Genomic DNA, 18726 nt, shown 5'->3' on the forward strand with positions numbered 1-18726 from the left:
CTTTTGTGGTTCTTCCCGTTTGAGTGCGCCCTTTGGGTTTTGTTTTTTTGGCCGCGGGGGGGGGGGGGGCCCACACCAACACGACAAGCCCTAGCCGCCGGCCCACCGGGAACGACGGGCCCGCCGGGAACGCCCCCCTCAGCCGCGAATCACCCCGATGAGTTCGCTCACGGTGCGCACCATCGCCTCGCGCGCCACCCCGAGGTACTTGCGCGAGTCGACCGCTTCCGGGTGCGTGGTGAGGAACTCGCGGATGGCCGAGGTCATCGCGATGTTCAGCGCGGTGCCGACGTTGACCTTGGCGATGCCGCCGCGGACCGCCGCCGCCAGTTCACCGTCGGGCACGCCGGACGAACCGTGCAGCACCAGCGGGACGTCGAGGCCGTCGGCGAGGCGCTTGAGCAGGTCGTGGTCGAGCGTGGCGGTGCGGGTGGTCATCGCGTGCGAGGAGCCGACCGCGACGGCGAGCGCGTCGACGCCCGTGTCGGTGACGTAGGCGCGGGCCTCGCCGGGGTCGGTGCGGGCGCCGGGCGCGTGCGCGTCCAGCGGCGCCGCCCCGTCCTTGCCGCCGACCTGACCCAACTCGGCCTCCACCCACAGGCCGTTGGCATGCCCCCAGTCGGCGGCGGCGCGGGTCGCGGCGAGGTTCTCGTCGTAGGGCAGGCGCGCGGCGTCGTACATCACCGAGCCGAACCCGGCGTCGGCGGCCTGCCGCAGCAGGTCGTCGCTCTGTACGTGGTCCAGGTGCAGGCCGACGTCGACGCGCGCGCCCTCGGCGGCGGCGACCGCGGCGCGGGCCAGCGGCAGGAGGCGGCCGTAGCGGTAGCGCACCGCGTTCTCGCTGATCTGGAGGACGACCGGGGCGCCGGCCGCTTCGGCGCCCGCGACGACCGCCTCGATGTGTTCGAGGGTGATCACGTTGAACGCGACCACGGCGCCGTGCCGGGTCGCCGCCGCGCCCACGAGGGTCCCTGTTGCTGCGAGGGGCACTGCCCCTCCCTTCTCAAGAGCCGTGCGGTACGGGTCAGTTGGCGTCGAGGATCACCGAGCGGGTGAGGTGGCGCGGGCGGTCCGGGTCGAGTTCCTTGCGGGCCGCGACGGCGACCGCGAGGCGCTGGGCGCGGACGAGTTCCGCCAGCGGGTCGAGGCTGCCCTCGATCCAGAGCGCGCCCGTCGCGGCGACCTGCTCGGCCAGGCCCTCGGGGGCCTCGCCGAGCATCCACGTCACCGTGCCGGAGGTGGTGACGCTGATGGGGCCATGGCGGTACTCCATCGCCGGATACGCCTCGGTCCAGGACAGGGACGCCTCGCGCATCTTGAGCGCCGCCTCGTTCGCGAGGCCGACCGTCCAGCCGCGGCCGAGGAAGCTGAACTGCCCGCAGTCGACGAGACCTTCGGGCAGCGGCTCGGCGAGCGCCGTGCGCGCGTCGGCGACCGCCTGCTCCGAGTGCAGGCCCAGGTGCGCGCGGAGCAGCGTGAGCGCGGTGGTGGCGAAACGGGTCTGGACGACCGACTGCTCGTCGGCGAAGTCGAGGACCACCAGGTCGTCCGCGGCGTCCGCGATCGGGGTCGCCGGGTCGCCGGTGATCGCCGTGGTGCGGGACCTGCCGCGGTGCGCGGCGAGGAGGTCGAGGACCTCGGTGGTGGTGCCGGACCGGGTCAGCGCGATCACGTGGTCGTAGGACCGGCCGGAGGGGAACTCCGACGCGGCGAACGCGTCGGTCTCGCCCTGGCCCGCCTGCTCGCGCAGAGCGGCGGCGGCCTGCGCCATGAACCAGGAGGTGCCGCAGCCGACGATCGCGACCCGCTCCCCCGCGGCGGGCAGCGCCGCCTTGTGCCGGGTCGCGAGGGACGCGGCCCGCGTCCAGCACTCCGGCTGGCTGTTCAGTTCGAATCCGACGTGGCTTTCCTTGTGGACCTTGCTCATGCCGTGCCCCCACTCCGCGGTTGGTCACGCCTCTGGGGGCGCGTTCACTGATTGCGTGTTCCTGCAAGATATAGCCAGCTTTCGCGCACAATCAAGCATTAGTGCGCATGCCAGTTAAGGTCGTGCCACCGAACCGAACGACGAGTTGGAGCCGCCGATGTCCCGCGACGCCCGCTGGAAGTCCCTCCTGGAACTGCTCGTCGAGCGCGGGCGCCTGGACGTGGAGGACGCGGCGAGCGAGCTCGGCGTCTCCGCCGCGACCATCCGCCGCGACTTCGACGGGCTCGCCGAACAGCAGATGCTGGTGCGCACCCGCGGCGGCGCGGTCGTGCACGGGGTCAGCTACGAACTCCCGCTGCGCTACAAGTCCGCGCTCGGCGCCGCCGAGAAGCAGCGCATCGCCAAGGCGGTCGCGGAACTCCTCACGCCCGGCGAGGCGGTCGGCCTCACCGGCGGCACGACCACGACGGAGGTGGCGCGTGCGCTCGCCGTCCGGCCCGACCTCGCCTCCGGGACGCCCGCGCTGACGATCGTCACGAACGCGCTCAACATCGCCAACGAGCTGGCGGTGCGGCCCCAGTTCAAGATCGTGCTCACCGGCGGGGTCGCGCGCCCGCAGTCCTACGAGTTGATCGGCCCGCTCGCCGACGGAGTGCTCGGCCAGGTCACGCTCGACACGGCGGTGCTCGGCGTCGTCGGCCTCGACGTCACGCACGGCGCGTCCGCGCACGACGAGGCGGAGGCGGCGATCAACCGGATGCTGTGCGAGCGGGCGGAGCGCGTGGTGGTCGCGGCCGACTCCAGCAAGCTGGGCCACCGGGCGTTCGCCCGGATCTGCGACGTGGCACAGGTGGACGTCCTCGTCACGGACACGGCGGCGGACAACGCGACACTGGCGCGGTTCGAGGAGGCAGGGGTGCGCGTGCTCACCGTGTGACCTGCGTCCGGCGGCACGCGAACCCCTTGTTCGGCTGCGCGGTCGCGCCCTACTCTGGCTTTGTGCCGCTACTGAACAAACTCCGGGCCGTCAGTGCCGACGACCCCCGCGCCGCGTCCCTGGCCCGGCTGCGCCTCGCCATCACCGCGTTCTTCGCGCTCGACGGCTTCGTCTTCGCCGGGTGGGTGGTGCGCATCCCCGCCGTCAAGGAGCAGACGGGGGCCTCCGCGAGCGCCCTGGGCCTCGCGCTGCTCGGCGTCTCGGCGGGCGCCGTCGTCACGATGATGCTGACCGGGCGGCTGTGCCGGCGCTTCGGCTCGCACGCGGTGACCGTCGCGTGCGGCGTGCTGCTCCCGCTGACCGTGATCCTGCCGCCGCTCACCCACTCGCCCCTCGCGCTCGGCCTCGTCCTGCTGACCTTCGGGGCGGCGTACGGCGGTATCAACGTGGCGATGAACAGCGCGGCCGTCGACCTGGTCGGCGCCCTCGGCAGGCCGATCATGCCGAGCTTCCACGCCGCGTTCAGCCTCGGCGGCATGGTCGGCTCGGGCCTCGGCGGACTGGTCGCGGCACACCTGTCCCCCACCAAGCACCTGATGGCGATCGCCGCGCTCGGCCTCGTCGTCACCGCGTGCGCCGCCCCGACGCTGCTGCGCCACCCGGCGCCGGGCCCGGCCGAGCCTGCGCCGCAGGACGACCGGCGCGGGCCGGTCCGCATCGACGGCCGCACCCGCCTCCTCGTCCTCGTCTTCGGCCTCATCGCGCTGTGCACGGCGTACGGTGAGGGGGCGCTGGCCGACTGGAGCGCGCTGCACATGGAGCAGGATCTGCACGCCCACCCGGGCGTCGCGGCCGCCAGCTACTCGTGCTTCGCGTTCGCCATGACGATCGGCCGGCTCACCGGCACCGCCTTGCTCGAACGGCTCGGCAGGACCCGGACGTTGGTGGCCGGCGGCCTGACCGGCGCGTTCGGCATGCTGCTCGGCTCGCTGGCGCCCACGGTGTGGCTCGCGCTGCTCGGCTTCGCGATCACCGGGATCGGCCTCGCGAACCTCTTCCCCGTCGCGATCGAACGCGCCGGGGCGCTCGCCGGGCCGACCGGCGTCGCGGCGGCGTCCACGCTCGGCTACGGCGGCATGCTGCTCGGCCCGCCCGCGATCGGCTTCATGGCGGACTGGTTCTCGCTGTCGGCCGCCCTGACGAGCGTGGCGCTGCTGGCCGCCGTCGCGGCCACGATCGGCTTCGCGACACGTCGCGTCGCGACGACGTGATCAATTGTCTTGCGCGGGCACACCCGTTGGGCGGCAGACTCTGCGTATGCAGATTGCCGAGCACATTCGAATGGTGGACGACGAGGGCCGGTTGCTCGCCGCGGTCGCCGAGGAGGCGGGCGTCGACGCCAAGGTGTCGACCTGTCCCGGCTGGGAGATCCGCGATCTCCTGCGGCACCAGGGCGCGGTGCACCGCTGGGCGACCTCGTACGTCGCGGACGGTCTCCTGAAGCCGCAGCGGATGGAGGACCGCTCCGACCTGGACGGCGACGCCCTGTTCGCCTGGTACCGCGAGGGTCACCGCCGGCTCGTGGACACGCTGACGGAGGCGCGGCCCGACGTGGAGTGCTGGGCCTTCCTCCCGGCCCCCTCGCCGCTGGCGTTCTGGGCGCGCCGCCAGGCGCACGAGACGACCGTGCACCGGGTGGACGCGGAGTCCGCCCTGTCCCGGATCGGCGGCCACGAACCCACCGCGATCACCCCGGAGTTCGCGGTCGACGGCATCGACGAGCTCCTCACCGGCTTCCACGCCCGCGAACGCAGCAGGGTGCGCTCGGACGTGCCCCGGACCCTGCGCGTACGGGCCGTCGACACGGACGCCGTGTGGACGGTGCGGATCACGCGGGACCCGCCGGCCGCCGAGCGCGGCGACACGGGTGAGGCGGAGTGCGAGCTGTCCGGCGGCGCGGCCCGGCTCTACCTCGCGCTGTGGAACCGGCTGCCGTTCCCGGAGGTGACCGGCGACCAGGGGCTCGCCGCGCTGTGGCGGGAGCAGTCGGGGGTGTGAGGCCGGGCGGCGCGTCGGCCGGGGGTCAGCCCGGCCGGGATCAGCCCAGCCACCCCGGCCGTACGAGCCCCGACTCGTAGGCGAGGACGACCAGTTGGGCCCGGTCGCGGGCGCCCAGCTTCACCATCGCGCGGCTCACATGGGTCTTCGCGGTGAGCGGGCTGACCACGAGCCGGCGGGCGATCTCCTCGTTGGACAGGCCGATGCCGACGAGCGCCATCACCTCGCGTTCCCGCTCGGTCAGTTCGGCGAGCGGCGCCGCGGCCGCCGGCTCCTTCGAGCGCGCCGCGAACTCGGCGATCAGACGCCGGGTGACGCCCGGCGAGAGCAGCGCGTCACCGTGCACCACGGCCCGGACGGCGCGCAGCAGCTCGTCGGGCTCGGTGTCCTTGACGAGGAAGCCGGAGGCACCTGAGCGGATGGCCTCGAAGACGTACTCGTCGAGCTCGAACGTGGTGAGCATGACCACCTTCACCGCCTCCAGGTCCGAGTCCTCGCCGATCCGGCGGGTCGCCTCGAGGCCGTCGAGCAGGGGCATCCGGATGTCCATGAGCACGACGTCGGGCCGCAGTTCGCGCACCAGGCGCACCGCTTCCTCGCCGTTCGCCGCCTCGCCCGCGACCTCGATGTCGCTCTGCGCGTCGAGCAGTGCCCTGAATCCGGCGCGGACGAGCGACTGGTCGTCGGCGAGCAGTACGCGGATCACTGGGGCTCCTCGGGTGCGCGGGCGGTCGTGGTGAAGGGGAGTTCCGCGACGACCCGGAAGCCTCCGTCGGCGCGCGGGCCCGCCTCGATCGTGCCACCGAGGGCGGCGGCGCGCTCACGCATTCCGGCGAGCCCGTTGCCGCTGCCGCCCGCGTCGGCGTGGGTCGCGGGTCCTTCGTCGTCGACGGTGAGCGTCAGCGCGCCGTCCCCGTACGCCAGTTGTACGCGCGCGTGGCGTGAGCCCGAGTGCCGTACGACGTTGGTGAGCGCCTCCTGCACGATGCGGAACGCGGCGAGGTCCGCGCCCGGCGGCAGCGCCGTCCGCGGCCCGTCGGTGGTGACGTCGACGGTGAGGCCCGCGCCCGCCGCCTGGTCGACGAGTTCCGGGAGCCGATCGAGGCCGGGCGCGGGTGCGCGGGGCGCCTCACCCGGCGCCCGGAGGGTGTCGAGGACCTGCCGCACCTCTCCCAGCGCCTCCTTGCTCGCGCTCTTGATGGTGGTCAGCGCGGTGCGCGCCTGCTCCGGGTCGGTGTCGAGCAGGGCGAGCCCGACGCCCGCCTGCACGTTGATCACGGAGATCGAGTGCGCGAGCACGTCGTGCAGTTCGCGGGCGATGCGCAGCCGCTCCTCGTCGGCCCGCCGCCTGGCGGCCTTCTCGCGCTCCACGCGCGCGTGCTCCCACTGTTCGCGCCGCACCCGCGCCAGTTCGGCGACGGCCATGACGGCGAGCACCCAGGCCGCGACGATCCCCTCCTGCGCCCATGGGGTCGGCCCGTCGCCGGGCGGCGGGAGATACGCGTACAGCCAGTGCCCGATGAGCAGATGCCCCGCCCAGAGCATCCCGGCCGCGCCCCACGCCGCCCACCGGCACCCCGCCACGATCGCGGAGAAGCACGCGAGGGCCACGAGCAGGAACACCGGGCCGTAGGGATACCCGGCCCCCAGGTACACGGTCACGCACGCCGTCGTGCCGAACGCGACGAGGACGGGGTGGCGCTGACGCCACAGGAGCAGGGCGCCCCCGGCGAGCATCAGCAGCCGCGCGAACACGTCCAGGGCGGCGCGCTCGCCCGCCTGGCCGTGCGCCGCGAAGTTCGTCCCCGCGAGCACGAACGCGGTGACGAGCAGCGTGGACCGCCACGGCCACCGCCGCTCCCCCGCCGCCGGTCCGCGCGCCCACCGCTCGCGCAGCCACGGCGGCCCGCCCCACTGCCGGGGCGGGCCGTCGTCGCGTACGCGCTGCTCGTCCATGCCGCCACGCTAAGCGCCGGGGACCGTCCCGGGCGTCCGCCGTGCGAGGTGATCACACGTACTTCCGCGGGAGTACGACTACGCGGGGAGCCCGACGTCCTGGGCGAGCCGCGACACGGCGTGGGCGAAGAAGGCCGAGCGGTCCTCGACGACGCGGTTGAACTGGCCGAACAGCTCGAAGCCGACGAGCCCGAACAACTGCGCCCACGCGGCGACCAGCGCGGCCACCACCTCGGGCGGCAGATCGGGCGCAAGGTCCGCGGCCATGCGCTCGGCCTCGGGCCGCAGGCCCTCGGCGAGCGGGGGCGGCGTCACACCGCCGCCCTGGTGCGCGTCGCGGACGATCCCGATGAGCAGCTGACCGACGCGCGCGGCGGCCTCGACCGTGCTGTCCGGAGCCGTGTAGCCGGGCACGGGCGAGCCGTAGATGAGGGCGTACTCGTGCGGATACGCCAGGGCCCAGTCCCGTACGGCCCCGCACACCGCGCTCCAGCGTTCGACGGCCGGCGAGGTGCGGACGAAGCCGACGTCGGCGCGCTCCGCGGCCCTGCCCAGGGCGTCGTACGCGTCGATGATGAGCGCGGTCAGCAGCTCGTCACGGCTGGGGAAATAGCGGTACAGCGCTGAGGAGACCATGCCGAGCTCGCGGGCCACGGCGCGCAGCGAGAGCTTGGCCGCGCCGCTCTCGGCGAGCTGCCTGCGCGCCTCGTCCTTGATCGCGGCGGTGACCTCCTGCCGGGCACGGGCGCGGGCTCCTTGGGCGGCACTGGTGGTCCGTGGGGGTGTGCTGCGGCTCGTACTCATGGTTCGAGTGTTCCACGGATGCGGAGCGGTGCACACATTGAGGTGCGCCGCTCAAAAAAGAGAGCACTGCTCTTGCTGTGGATCACGGAACGGGTGCACACTGCTCTCAAGCGAGAGCACCGCTCTCGAATCGCCATCAGGGGGTCACCATGGCCGCACAGTCCGAGCCCTACTACCTCAAGGCAAGCCCGAACGCCCTGCGCATGAACAAGGCCGTCGGCTGGCTGGCCCGCCGCGGGCTGAGCCTCGCCGGCTCGGCGGAGCTCTCCGTGCGGGGCCGCAAGAGCGGTCAGATGCAGCACATCCCGGTCAACCCGCACACGTACGAGGGCGCGCAGTACCTGATCTCGGCCCGCGGCCACTCGCAGTGGGTGAAGAACATGCTCGCCGCGGGCGGCGGCGAGCTACGGGTGGGCCGCAAGGTCCGCACGTTCGAGGCCGTCGAGCTGTCCGACGACGACCTCAAGCGCGAGGTGCTGCGCACCTACCTGCAGCGCTGGGGCTGGCAGGTCAACGACTACTTCAAGGGCGTCACGGCGAAGTCGACGGACGCCGAGCTCTCCGCCGCCTCGCCGGACCACCCGGTCTTCCGCATCACGGTCAAATGACCGTCAGCGGTCCAGGCGGGACAGCGCCCGCCCCGCGACCGGATGCGTCCGCACCAGCTCGCCCAGGGACGACGAGCCCTGCGTGATCCTCGCGAACGCGTTCCACGCGGGGCGCAGCGAGGTGATCGCCGCGTGCAGCAGGCCCGGCTTGCGCTCGAAGACCGCCAGCATGCTCTTGCCGACGGACATCTCGACGCCGAGCCCGGCCTTGACGGCGAACGCGTAGTTCAGCGCCTGGCGGCGAGCGTCCACCGCGTCGTGCGCCTCGGAGACGCGCACCGCCCACTCCCCCGCGAGCCGCCCCGAACGCAGCGCGAACGAGATGCCCTCCCGGGTCCACGGCTCGAGAAGGCCCGCCGCGTCGCCGCACACCAGGACCCGGCCGCGCGAGAGCGGCGAGTCGTCGGCACGGCAGCGCGTCAGGTGCCCGGACGAGATCGACGGCTCGAAGCCGGCGAGCCCGAGGCGCGCGATGAAGTCCTCCAAGTACCGCTTGGTGGCGGCCCCTTCGCCCTTCGCCGAGATCACGCCGACGGTGAGCGTGTCACCCTTGGGGAACACCCACCCGTAACTGCCGGGAATCGGCCCCCAGTCGATGAGGACCCGCCCCTGCCAGTCCTCGGCGACGCTCTGCGGCACCGGGATCTCCGCCTCCAGGCCGAGGTCGACCTGGTCCATCTCCACGCCGACGTGCGCCCCGATCCGGCTCGCGCTGCCGTCGGCGCCGACCACGGCCCGCGCCAGGACCGTCTCGCCGCCCTGCAGTCCGACCGCGACGGTGCGCCGGTCGGGCACCGCGCTGCCGTGCTGCTCGACGCTGGTCACCGTGACACCGGTGCGCAGCTCGGCGCCCGCCTTCTGCGCGTGCTCGACGAGCTGGGCGTCGAACTCGGGCCGGTTGATGAGCCCGAACAGCATCTTCTTGGAGCGCCTGGTGCGGGTGTACTTGCCGTTCAGGGAGAACGTCACCGCGTTGATCTTGTCCTTGAACGGCAGCACGAAGCCGGGCGGCAGCGCGTCCCGCGAAGGGCCGATGATGCCGCCGCCGCACGTCTTGTAGCGGGGCAGCTCGGCCTTCTCCAGGAGCAGCACCCGACGCCCCGCGCTCGCGGCCGCGTACGCGGCGGAGGCGCCGGCCGGGCCCGCGCCCACGACGACGACGTCCCACACGCTCCCGGAGGGCCCGCCGTCGCCCGTCTCGTTGCCGTCCGTGCCGTCCGTCGCCGGAATCTCGCTGCTCACGATGGTCTGCTGCTCCCGTTTCGGCCATCTTGGAATGCCTGCCGCACCTGTCCCAGGCATCCTACGGCGGGCCGTGCGCGAGCCCCCTGTGGGAGGATCTTCCGCACACCCTGCACAACGTCGCACCTACGAGGAGCGTGCCCATGTCGCCGCATCCGATTGCCGAAACCGTCGCCTCGCTCATGCCGAAGGCCAAGGCGGAGCTGACCGAACTGGTCGCCTTCAAGTCGGTGGCGGACTTCGAGCAGTACCCGAGGAGCGAGAGCGAGGGCGCCGCCAACTGGGTCGCCGACGCGCTGCGCACCGAAGGGTTCCAGGATGTGGCGCTGCTCGACACCCCGGACGGCACGCAGTCGGTGTACGGATTCCTGCCCGGCCCCGAGGGTGCGCCCACGGTGCTGCTGTACGCGCACTACGACGTCCAGCCGACACTGGACGAGGCGGCGTGGGTGACGCCCCCGTTCGAGCTGACGGAGCGCGCGGACGGCCGCTGGTACGGGCGCGGCTCGGCCGACTGCAAGGGCGGCGTGCTCCTGCACCTCCTGGCGATCCGCGCGCTGAAGGCGAACGGCGGCGTCCCGGTCAACATCAAGGTGATCGCGGAGGGTTCCGAGGAGCAGGGCACGGGTGGCCTGGAGCGCTACGCCGAGCAGCACCCGGAGCTGCTGACCGCGGACACCATCGTCATCGGCGACGCGGGCAACTTCCGCGTCGGGCTGCCCACCGCGACGGCCACCCTGCGCGGCATGACGCTGGTCCGCGTCGAGATGGCCACCCTCGAAGGCAACCTGCACTCCGGCCAGTTCGGCGGCGCCGCCCCCGACGCACTCGGCGCCCTGATCCGCGTCCTGGACTCGCTGCGCGCCGAGGACGGCTCGACGACCGTAGACGGCCTGGACTCCGCCGAGTCCTGGGACGGCCTGCAGTACGACGAGGACGCGTTCCGGGGCGACGCGAAGGTGCTCGACGGAGTCGACCTGATCGGCTCCGGCACGGTCGCCGACCGCATCTGGGCGCGCCCCGCCGTCACCGTCCTCGGCATCGACTGCCCGCCCGTCGTCGGCGCCACGCCCTCCGTACAGGCGGGCGCCCGCGCGCTGATCAGCCTGCGCGTCCCGCCGGGCACCGACGCCGCGGAGGCCACGAAACTCCTGATGGCGCACATCGAGGCGCACACCCCGTGGGGTGCGCGGGTGAAGGTCGAACAGGTCGGCCAGGGCCAGCCGTTCCGCGCGAACACCGCGAGCCCCGCGTACGCGGCGATGGCGGACGCCATGAAGCAGGCGTACGACGGCCAGGAGATGAGCTACGCGGGCCAGGGCGGCTCGATCCCGCTGTGCAACACGCTCGCCTCGCTCTACCCGGAGGCGGAGATCCTCCTCATCGGCCTGAGCGAGCCGGAGGCCCAGATCCACGCGGTCAACGAGTCGGTGTCCCCCGACGAGCTGGAGCGCCTCTCGGTGGCGGAGGCCCTCTTCCTCCAGAAGTACGCGACCGCCGCCAACTGACGCCACTCCAGGGCGAATCTGCTCTGGGCCAAGTCGTACGACGTCCTGCCCGCGCCCCTCGTACGGTCGCGGGCATGACGACCTACGCACCCACTGACGTCATCGACCTGACACCCCGGCTGCGCATGCTGCGCTTCCCGGTGGGCCAGGCCTATCTCTGGCGCGACGGCGCCGAGTTGACCCTCGTCGACGCGGGCGCGCCCGGCGCGGCGGAGCCGATCGCGGACGCCGTACGGGACTGGGGACACGACCCCGGCGACGTACGGCGCATCGTGCTCACGCACTTCCACGAGGACCATGCGGGCGGCGCCGGGGAGTTCGCGCGGCTGAGCGGGGCCGAGGTGTGCGCGCACCGACTGGACGCACCGTACGTGCGGGGCGAGAGGCCCGGCCCCGGCCCGGTGTACGAGGACTGGGAACGCCCGCTCCACGCGCAGGCGCTGACCCTGCTCCCGCCGCCACCCGCCGAACCCGTACTCCCCTCCTACGTAAGGGAGTTGAACGACGATGACACGCTCGACCTCGGCGGCGGGGCACGTGTGATCGGGGCGCCCGGTCACACCGAGGGGTCGATCGGGATCCATCTCCCGGCGCACGGCGTGCTGTTCACGGGCGACGCGGTCGCGGTGTCACCTCTGGACGGACAGGTCGTCCTCGGCGTGTTCAACCTGGACAAGGAACAGGCCCTCGCCTCGTACCGGCGGCTCGCCACGCTCGACAGCGAGGTTGCGTGCTTCGGGCACGGCGACCCGGTGGTGGGCGGGGCGGGCGCGGCGCTGCGGGCGGCGGTGGCGCGCGATCACCCCACCGGGACACCGGCCTCCAAGTAGTGGGCGGCGCCGCGTTCCCGCGCCCTGAGGGCCCAGCGCAGCCGCTCGAAGCGTACGGGCGGCAGCAGCACGGCCGCCTCGGCCTCCGTCACGAAGCGCCATGCGCGCAGTTCGGGCCCCGGCAGCAGCACTTCGCGCGCCCGCGCGCCCACGAGCCGGCCGCCGTCGAAGAGGAGGCGCAGGCCGCCGTAGCCGGGCGGCACGGGTGACTCCCAGTCGACGACCAGGAGCCGCGGCACGTCGTCGAGCTGGATGCCCGTCTCCTCCGCCACCTCCCGCACACCCGCGCGCGCGGGCGCCTCACCCGCCTCGACGACGCCGCCGGGAAACTCCCAGCCCGGCTTGTACGTGGGGTCGACGAGCAGCACCCGGTCCTCGTCGTCGAAGAGCAGCACACCCGCGGCGACCGTCTCGGCGGTCGGCTCGGGCGTCTGCACGATGTCGCAGGACGGCGCGTCCCCGGTGCGCAGGGCGGCGGCGATGCGCAACGCGGTCTCGTACGGGGACAGGGCGCCGTTGTCGACGGGGTAGGCGTCGGCGGTGAGCCAGCCGGCGAGCGCGGCCCGGTACGGCTCGATGTCGGCGGGGGCCTCACCGGCGGGGTCACGGGCGCGCAGGATCGTTTCCCCAGGAGCAAGGAGCACATGGCACACAGGAATCCGCCGGGCCGCGAGCCCACCGAAGACCTCGTCGCGGTACTCCTGGCGGAGCAGCCCCATCGGCACCACGAGCACACCGCCGAGCTCGGCGAGGAGCGCCGCGGCCGTGTCGACGACGAGGCGCCGCCAGATCGGCAGGTCCTGCTGGGCACTCACCTCGGCAAGACGCTTCGCGGGCAGCAGCCGCTCCAGCTCGCCGTCGATCACCTCGGGGTCGAAGAGTGTGCTGTCGGGGATCAGGTCGATCAACTCCCGCGCCGCGGTGGTCTTGCCCGCGCGGGACGCCCCGTTGATCCAGACGATCACGGTTCCCCCTCATCCATCGGCCCCCTGTGGCTTGCCCGCAACACCCTGCCACGGAAACCAGCCGCTGATGAGGGGATCGATGTATGCGCCAGCGGCCTCGCCCGGCGGCATGGGACACCACGTACGGCGCCCGCCCACCGCCCAGGGAAGTCGCGGCAGGCGGGCTCTCCGTACCAGGCGGTCGCACGCCATGACACCGCCCGTGCGACTCCGGGTATCGGGGGGAGCCCCGGAGCCGCGCGCGGGAGACCCGCCGGCCGGATGACGCCCACCGCTGCCCGACGGTCGGCGACCGGCCCTGATCACGGCCTCCCGCGCTTTCTCCGAGCCAGTCAAGCGCGCCACGACGCGGGGCGGCACCGTGTGTGCACGTCCGGTGACGGTGCGGAGTTCACACGGGGTGTGCGCCGAACACACGGGTGGCACCCAGAGGCAAACACCTCTGGACGTCAAGGAATTTCGGGGTTATTCACCCCTTCAAGTGACGTAAGCCGCTTGGGAATCGTTACGCCACCACAGTGTGGGAATCCTGCGGCTAGCGTGATCGACCAGGCACCCAGGACCCCGGTGACCTCGTTCCACCCGACCGGTACCGCCTTCGGCCCCGGCCGGGCATGTGACCCGGGGGGCCAAATGCTACAGAGCGGACACCAGGACTGCGCTTTCGGTGTTCTCGGCGCCATCGACATCACGCCCGCACCCGAGGACGACATCCCCGCGCCTAGGCTGCGCGCCGTCGGCGACTGCGTCGTCGTCGAACTCGTCGGCGAGATCGACATCCTGACGTTCCATCGGATCTCACCGCTGCTCAACTCGGTGGCGGCGGGGCCCTACCGGGTGGTGGCAGTCGACCTCACCGGCACCACGTTCTTCGACTGCTCCGGCCTCAGACTCCTGGAGCGCGCCGCGCACAGGGCCGTCGAGCACGACGCCCGCCTCACCGTGGTCTGCCGCCACCGCCTCACGCTCCGCCTCATCTCCCTGGGCGGCCTGACCGGACTCCTCGCGCCGGCCTGGACGGTGGGCGAGGCGGTACGCAGGGATCGACAGCTGCCCGGGTAGCGGCGGGTGACGAAGCGCCGCGACCGGCCGCCTCACGGACAGCGGCAGGCGGCCCGGGCGCCGCCGACCGGCCGACCGACAGTCGGCCGGACAGCGACCTCCGGCCGGGGCCCCGCCCCTCAAACCGCCTGTCGGCGCACTCCGTTCACACCCGGACCCACCCGCAGCGCGGCCGCCGCCGCGCCCACGAGACCGGCGTCCGTGCCCGTCGACGCCGGGACCACCGTGAGGCCCTGCACGAAGGAGAGCGTGGCGTAGTCGCGCAGCGCGCGGCGCAGCGGCGTGAACAGGAGGTCTCCCGCCTTCGCCACACCGCCGCCGATCACCGCGATGTCGATCTCCACGAGCGTCGCCGTGGCCGCGATGCCTGCCGCGAGGGCCTGCGCCGCGCGCTCGAAGGAGGCGATCGCCACCGGGTCCCCGGCGCGGGCCGCCACGGCCACCGCGGCGGCCGTGGCGTCGCCGTCCGCCCCCGGCCGCCAGCCCTCGGCGAGGGCGCGGCGGGCGATGTTGGGGCCACTGGCGATGCGCTCGACACAGCCGCGCGCGCCGCACGGGCAGGGGTCGCCGTCGAGGTCGACGCTGATGTGGCCGATGTGGCCCGCGTTGCCCGTGGGGCCGGGGCGCAGCTCGCCGCCGAGGATCAGGCCGCCACCGACGCCGGTCGACACGACCATGCACAGCGCGTTGTCGTGCCCCTGGGCCGCGCCCTGCCAGTGCTCGGCCGCCGTGATCGCCACACCGTCGCCGATCAGCTCGACGGGCAGCTCGCCCGTCACCGCGCGCACCCGGTCGACCAGCGGGAACCCGCGCCAGCCCGGCACGTTGACCGGTCTGACCGTGCCGCGCGAACGGTCCACGGGTCCCGCGCTGCCGATGCCCACAGCGCGCACCCGGGGCCACGCGGCGTCGGCCGTCAGCTCGCGGAGCACCTCCGCCACCGCGCCCATCACCGTGTCGCCGTCCTCCTGCGCGGGGGTCGGCCGCTGCGCGCGGACGAGGAGGTGGCCCCGGTCGTCCACAAGGGCACCGGCGATCTTGGTGCCGCCGATGTCGAGCGCGGCGACGAGGTCCTTGTGCATCAGTGTCTGTTCCCCCGGAAAGGCAGGTCGAATGGGTGGCCGCTGGTCGGCAGCCGATGAGTGCTGGACAGTCTCTCCCGCATCTGACAACGTTGTCCAGGCCCTATGCTCGACGGCACACGCCGCGACGACAGGACAGGACAGCGCACAGTGGACCGTACCGCCCGCCGCACCGAGAACCGCTACGGCAACCGACCGACGATGAAGGACGTCGCCGCGCGGGCCGGGGTCGGCCTGAAGACGGTCTCCCGCGTCGTCAACGCGGAGCCGGGTGTCACCGAGGACACCGAGCGCCGCGTACAGGAGGCGATCGCCGCGCTCGGCTTCCGGCGCAACGACAGCGCGCGCGTCCTGCGCAAGGGGCGTACGGCGAGCATCGGACTCGTCCTGGAGGACCTGGCCGACCCGTTCTACGGTCCGCTCAGCCGCGCCGTGGAGGAGGTCGCCCGGGCCCACGGGGCGCTGCTGATCAACGGGTCGAGCGCCGAGGACCCGGAGCGGGAGCAGGAGTTGGTGCTCGCGCTGTGCGCGCGGCGCGTGGACGGGCTCGTCGTGATCCCCGCGGGCTCCGACCACCAGTACCTGGCGCCGGAGATCGCCGCCGGTGTCGCGACCGTCTTCGTGGACCGGCCCGCCGGGAAGATCGACGCGGACGTGGTGCTGTCCGACAACTTCGGCGGCGCGCGCGACGGCGTCGCCCACCTCATCGCCCGGGGCCACCGCCGGATCGGCTTCATCGGCGACCAGCCCCGCATCCACACGGCGGTCGAGCGTCTGCGCGGGTACCGGGCCGCCATGGAGGGGGCCGGACTCGCCGTCGACGACCGGTGGGTGTCGCTCGGTGCCACCGAGCCCGAGCGGGTGCGGCGCGCGGCCGAGGAGATGCTCACCGGCCCCGACCCGGTCACCGCGATCTTCTCGGGGAACAACCGTGTGACGGTCACGGCCGTCCGGGTCCTGTCAGAGCGCGAACGTCCCGTGGCCCTGGTCGGCTTCGACGACATCGAGCTGGGCGACCTGCTGAAGCCGGGCGTGACGGTGGTGTCGCAGGACGCGGCGCAGCTGGGCCGCACGGCGGCGGACCGGCTCTTCTTGCAGCTGGACGGCGCGGCGCTGCCGCCCCAGCGGATAGAGCTGACGACGCGGCTGATCCAGCGCGGTTCGGGCGAGCTCCCGCCCGGGGGCGGCGGGGGGGGGGGGGGGGGGGGGGGGGGGGGGGGGGCGCGCCGCGCGGCGCGCCCCCCCCCCCGCGGCCCCCCCCGCGCGCCACAACCCCCCCCCCCACCACCCCCCCCCCCCCCCCCCCCCCCCCCCCCCGGGCGGCGGGCGGTGTCCAGACCGACTCGGCCGTATCCCCGTTGGGTTCGGGCCGCAGCGCTCCCCCGGTGATCCGGACCGCGTAGAACACGCCGACGTTGTGCAGCGGGGGCGATCCGGGCACGCGGCGCTCCGCTGCCGGGACCACGCGGGAGTCCACGCCCAGGAGTCGTTCGACCTCACCCGTCAGGCCGGTCTCCTCGGCGACCTCGCGGACCACCGCGTCGATGGGGTCCTCAGCCGGTTCGACGCGGCCGCCGGGCAGCGTCCATGTTCGGCTGCCGCCGGGGGTGACGGCGTGTGCCAGGAGCACTCGTCCGTCCTCGATGCACACGGCGTAGGCCGCCAGCCGTAGATCCATCCCGGGAGGGTAGCCCCGGATCAAGCCCCTCCGGCGATTGAGGAGCGGGGTATGGGGCAGAGCCCCGGTCTTTTGAGCCCCTGCGGCGATTGAGCAGACGTCCGTGGTCGAGGTCGCGGGGCTCTGCCCCGGGCCCCGCTACTCAATCGCCGCAGGGGCTTGATATGCCGAACCGTGGCGCTCGATCGCCGGACTGATGGGGGCTGCTCAATCGCCTCAGGGGCTTGAATGGCCGATCGGGGTGTTACTGGGCCGAAGCCGTCAGGTCGCCGCGGCGCGGGGCCGAGTAGGACTCCAGGTCGGCGCGGGTGAGACCGGAGAGGCGGGCGACCTCGGCGACGTCGAGGGCGCCGCAGTCGAGGCCGCGCAGCAGGTAGCCGGCCAGGGCCTTCGCGGTGGCGGGCTCGTCGGCGATGTCGCCCTCGGCCTGGTTGGCGTAGGCGGCCAGGCGCGCGGCGGCGGCCTCGAAGCCCTCGCGGTAGAAGGCGAAGACGGCGGCGTAGCGCGTCGGGATGTGGCCGGGGTGCATGTCCCAGCCCTGGTAGTAGGCGCGGGCGAGGGCGCGCCGGGTGAGGCCGAAGTGCAGGCGCCAGGCGTCGTGCACCTTGGCGGTGGAGCCGACGGGCAGGACGTTCGTCGAGCCGTCCGAGACGCGCACGCCCGTGCCCGCGGCGGCGACCTGCATGACGGCCTTCGCGTAGTCGGCGGCCGGGTGGTCGCTGGCCTGGTACGCGGCGGAGACGCCGAGGCAGGCGCTGTAGTCGAAGGTGCCGTAGTGCAGGCCGGTGGCGCGGCCCTCGGCGGCCTCGATCATGCGGGCCACCGTGGCGGTGCCGTCGCCGCCGAGGATGGACTGGCTGGTCTCGATCTGGATCTCGAAGCCGATCCGGCCGGGCTCCAGGCCGTGCTGCTTCTCGAAGGCCTCCAGGATCCGCACCATAGCGGTGACCTGCTCGGGGTACGTCACCTTGGGCAGGGTCAGGACGAGGCCCTCGGGCAGGCCGCCGTGCTCCATGAGGCCGGTGAGGAAGATGTCGAGCGTGCGGATGGCGCGGTCGCGGACCGCCTCCTCCATGCACTTCATGCGGATACCCATGTACGGGGCGGCCGTGCCGTTCGCGTACGCCTCGGCGATGACGCGGGCGGCGCGCGCGGCGGTCTCGTCCTCGTCGGCGTCGGAGGCGGGCCGGTAGCCGTCCTCGAAGTCGACGCGCAGGTCTTCCACCGGCTCGCGCTCCAGCTTGGCGCGTACGCGGCTGTAGACCGGCTCGGCGAGCTCCTCGCCCAGGCCGAGGACGGCGGCGAAGGAGGCGGCGTCCGGGGCGTGCTCGTCGAGCTGCGCGAGCGCCTTGTCGCCCCAGGTGCGGATGGTCTCGGCGTCGAAGGCGTCACCGGGGACGTACACCGTGTGGACGGGCTGACGGGTGCCGGGGTCTCCCGGGTAGCGGCGGGCGAGCTCCGCGTCGACCGGGGCGAGTGAGGCGCTGATGCTCTCGCTGACCGCGCCCGCGAGGCTCGTCGACACCTTCTCCTGCTGACCCATTCCTGCACTCTCCATATGCTCGATGTTTCCACTTCACGGAATCAACAATCCGTATAGCGAAGTTAACCGTCGGCGTGATCGGCGTCAATGGGCCATTTTCGTCGTCCCGTCACGCGGACGGGGCCGCGCGGTGCGAACACCACGCGGCCCCGTCTGCGTCGGAACTGTCTCAGCCCTTGCGGGTCTTGACCTCTTCGGTCAGGGCGGGGACGACGTCGAAGAGGTCGCCGACGACGCCGTAGTCGACGAGGTCGAAGATCGGCGCCTCGGCGTCCTTGTTGATCGCGACGATCGTCTTCGAGGTCTGCATGCCCGCCCGGTGCTGGATCGCACCGGAGATGCCGGAGGCGATGTACAGCTGCGGCGACACGGACTTGCCGGTCTGGCCGACCTGGTTGGAGTGCGGGTACCAGCCCGCGTCAACCGCGGCACGCGACGCGCCCACGGCCGCACCGAGGGAGTCGGCGAGCGCCTCGATGACCGAGAAGTTCTCGGCGCCGTTGACGCCGCGGCCGCCGGAGACCAC

At 73.2% G+C, this 18726-nt stretch carries 17 protein-coding genes and 2 pseudogenes; 8 read left to right on the forward strand and 11 right to left on the reverse strand.

Annotated elements, in window-relative coordinates:
• Window positions 1-138: 138 nt before the first annotated feature.
• Entirely contained in the window at window positions 139-990 is an 852-nt protein-coding gene (locus ACIA8D_RS27400) for a class II fructose-bisphosphate aldolase (RefSeq protein ID WP_399236327.1), read from the reverse strand.
• A 34-nt stretch (window positions 991-1024) separates the two neighbouring features.
• Window positions 1025-1927 carry an SIS domain-containing protein gene (locus ACIA8D_RS27405; protein ID WP_399236330.1) on the reverse strand — a complete coding sequence of 301 codons (903 nt, stop codon included), beginning with the start codon at window positions 1925-1927 and terminating at the stop codon, window positions 1025-1027.
• A gap of 157 nt (window positions 1928-2084) precedes the next feature.
• Between ACIA8D_RS27405 and ACIA8D_RS27410 the strand changes: the two genes are divergently transcribed.
• From ACIA8D_RS27410 to ACIA8D_RS27420, 3 genes are all read left to right on the forward strand, one after another.
• Window positions 2085-2864, forward strand: coding sequence for a DeoR/GlpR family DNA-binding transcription regulator (locus ACIA8D_RS27410; protein ID WP_399236332.1), 780 nt, complete (start codon window positions 2085-2087; stop codon window positions 2862-2864).
• Window positions 2865-2926: 62 nt separating this feature from the next.
• A complete protein-coding gene (locus tag ACIA8D_RS27415; RefSeq protein WP_399236334.1) occupies window positions 2927-4135 on the forward strand; it encodes an MFS transporter in 1209 nt (402 codons plus the stop codon).
• Window positions 4136-4181: 46 nt separating this feature from the next.
• Window positions 4182-4922, forward strand: coding sequence for a maleylpyruvate isomerase family mycothiol-dependent enzyme (locus tag ACIA8D_RS27420; RefSeq protein ID WP_399236336.1), 741 nt, complete (start codon window positions 4182-4184; stop codon window positions 4920-4922).
• Window positions 4923-4962: 40 nt separating this feature from the next.
• Here the strand turns inward: ACIA8D_RS27420 and ACIA8D_RS27425 are convergent, their stop codons facing one another.
• The 3 genes from ACIA8D_RS27425 to ACIA8D_RS27435 all read right to left on the reverse strand — a co-directional run bounded on the left by ACIA8D_RS27425 (window position 4963) and on the right by ACIA8D_RS27435 (window position 7682).
• Window positions 4963-5628 carry a response regulator gene (locus tag ACIA8D_RS27425; protein WP_399236338.1) on the reverse strand — a complete coding sequence of 222 codons (666 nt, stop codon included), beginning with the start codon at window positions 5626-5628 and terminating at the stop codon, window positions 4963-4965.
• Window positions 5625-6878: a sensor histidine kinase gene (locus ACIA8D_RS27430; protein ID WP_399236341.1), complete on the reverse strand. Its 1254-nt coding sequence runs from the start codon at window positions 6876-6878 to the stop codon at window positions 5625-5627. The genes ACIA8D_RS27425 and ACIA8D_RS27430 overlap by 4 nt, the downstream gene beginning before the upstream one ends.
• A 78-nt stretch (window positions 6879-6956) precedes the next feature.
• A complete protein-coding gene (locus tag ACIA8D_RS27435) occupies window positions 6957-7682 on the reverse strand; it encodes a TetR/AcrR family transcriptional regulator (protein ID WP_399236342.1) in 726 nt (241 codons plus the stop codon).
• Between the two features lie 149 nt (window positions 7683-7831).
• Between ACIA8D_RS27435 and ACIA8D_RS27440 the strand changes: the two genes are divergently transcribed.
• A complete protein-coding gene (locus ACIA8D_RS27440; protein WP_399236344.1) occupies window positions 7832-8290 on the forward strand; it encodes a nitroreductase/quinone reductase family protein in 459 nt (152 codons plus the stop codon).
• A 3-nt stretch (window positions 8291-8293) separates the two neighbouring features.
• Here the strand turns inward: ACIA8D_RS27440 and ACIA8D_RS27445 are convergent, their stop codons facing one another.
• Complete coding sequence (locus ACIA8D_RS27445; RefSeq protein WP_399236346.1) at window positions 8294-9592, reverse strand: geranylgeranyl reductase family protein; 1299 nt, start codon at window positions 9590-9592, stop codon at window positions 8294-8296.
• A gap of 83 nt (window positions 9593-9675) precedes the next feature.
• Between ACIA8D_RS27445 and ACIA8D_RS27450 the strand changes: the two genes are divergently transcribed.
• Both ACIA8D_RS27450 and ACIA8D_RS27455 read left to right on the forward strand, forming a co-directional pair.
• A complete protein-coding gene (locus ACIA8D_RS27450) occupies window positions 9676-11040 on the forward strand; it encodes a dipeptidase (RefSeq protein ID WP_399236347.1) in 1365 nt (454 codons plus the stop codon).
• Window positions 11041-11114: 74 nt separating this feature from the next.
• Complete coding sequence (locus ACIA8D_RS27455) at window positions 11115-11870, forward strand: MBL fold metallo-hydrolase (protein WP_399236348.1); 756 nt, start codon at window positions 11115-11117, stop codon at window positions 11868-11870.
• Here ACIA8D_RS27455 and ACIA8D_RS27460 read toward each other — a convergent pair.
• Complete coding sequence (locus ACIA8D_RS27460; protein WP_399236350.1) at window positions 11840-12835, reverse strand: NUDIX domain-containing protein; 996 nt, start codon at window positions 12833-12835, stop codon at window positions 11840-11842. The genes ACIA8D_RS27455 and ACIA8D_RS27460 overlap by 31 nt on opposite strands.
• A gap of 633 nt (window positions 12836-13468) precedes the next feature.
• On the opposite strand from ACIA8D_RS27460, the gene ACIA8D_RS27465 reads away from it, so the two are divergent.
• On the forward strand, window positions 13469-13897 hold the full coding sequence (locus ACIA8D_RS27465; protein WP_399236352.1) for an STAS domain-containing protein: 429 nt from the start codon (window positions 13469-13471) through the stop codon (window positions 13895-13897).
• Between the two features lie 119 nt (window positions 13898-14016).
• Here ACIA8D_RS27465 and ACIA8D_RS27470 read toward each other — a convergent pair whose 3' ends face one another.
• Entirely contained in the window at window positions 14017-14979 is a 963-nt protein-coding gene (locus ACIA8D_RS27470; RefSeq protein ID WP_399236354.1) for an ROK family protein, read from the reverse strand.
• Window positions 14980-15084: 105 nt separating this feature from the next.
• Here ACIA8D_RS27470 and ACIA8D_RS27475 point away from each other — a divergent pair.
• A pseudogene (locus ACIA8D_RS27475) lies at window positions 15085-16164 on the forward strand (LacI family DNA-binding transcriptional regulator); the annotation flags it as partial.
• A gap of 142 nt (window positions 16165-16306) precedes the next feature.
• Here ACIA8D_RS27475 and ACIA8D_RS27480 read toward each other — a convergent pair.
• The 3 genes and pseudogenes from ACIA8D_RS27480 to ACIA8D_RS27490 all read right to left on the reverse strand — a co-directional run.
• Window positions 16307-16657 (reverse strand): annotated as a pseudogene (locus tag ACIA8D_RS27480) (NUDIX hydrolase); the annotation flags it as partial.
• A gap of 244 nt (window positions 16658-16901) precedes the next feature.
• The gene (locus ACIA8D_RS27485; protein WP_399236360.1) at window positions 16902-18200 is read right to left on the reverse strand and encodes a DUF6986 family protein; all 1299 of its coding nucleotides are present in this window, start codon (window positions 18198-18200) and stop codon (window positions 16902-16904) included.
• 169 nt (window positions 18201-18369) lie between these two features.
• Window positions 18370-18726 (reverse strand): electron transfer flavoprotein subunit alpha/FixB family protein (locus ACIA8D_RS27490; RefSeq protein WP_399236355.1); only part of this gene is annotated, 357 nt, incomplete at its 5' end.

The organism is Streptomyces sp. NPDC051684, from assembly GCF_044453445.1.
Lineage (GTDB): Bacteria > Actinomycetota > Actinomycetes > Streptomycetales > Streptomycetaceae > Streptomyces.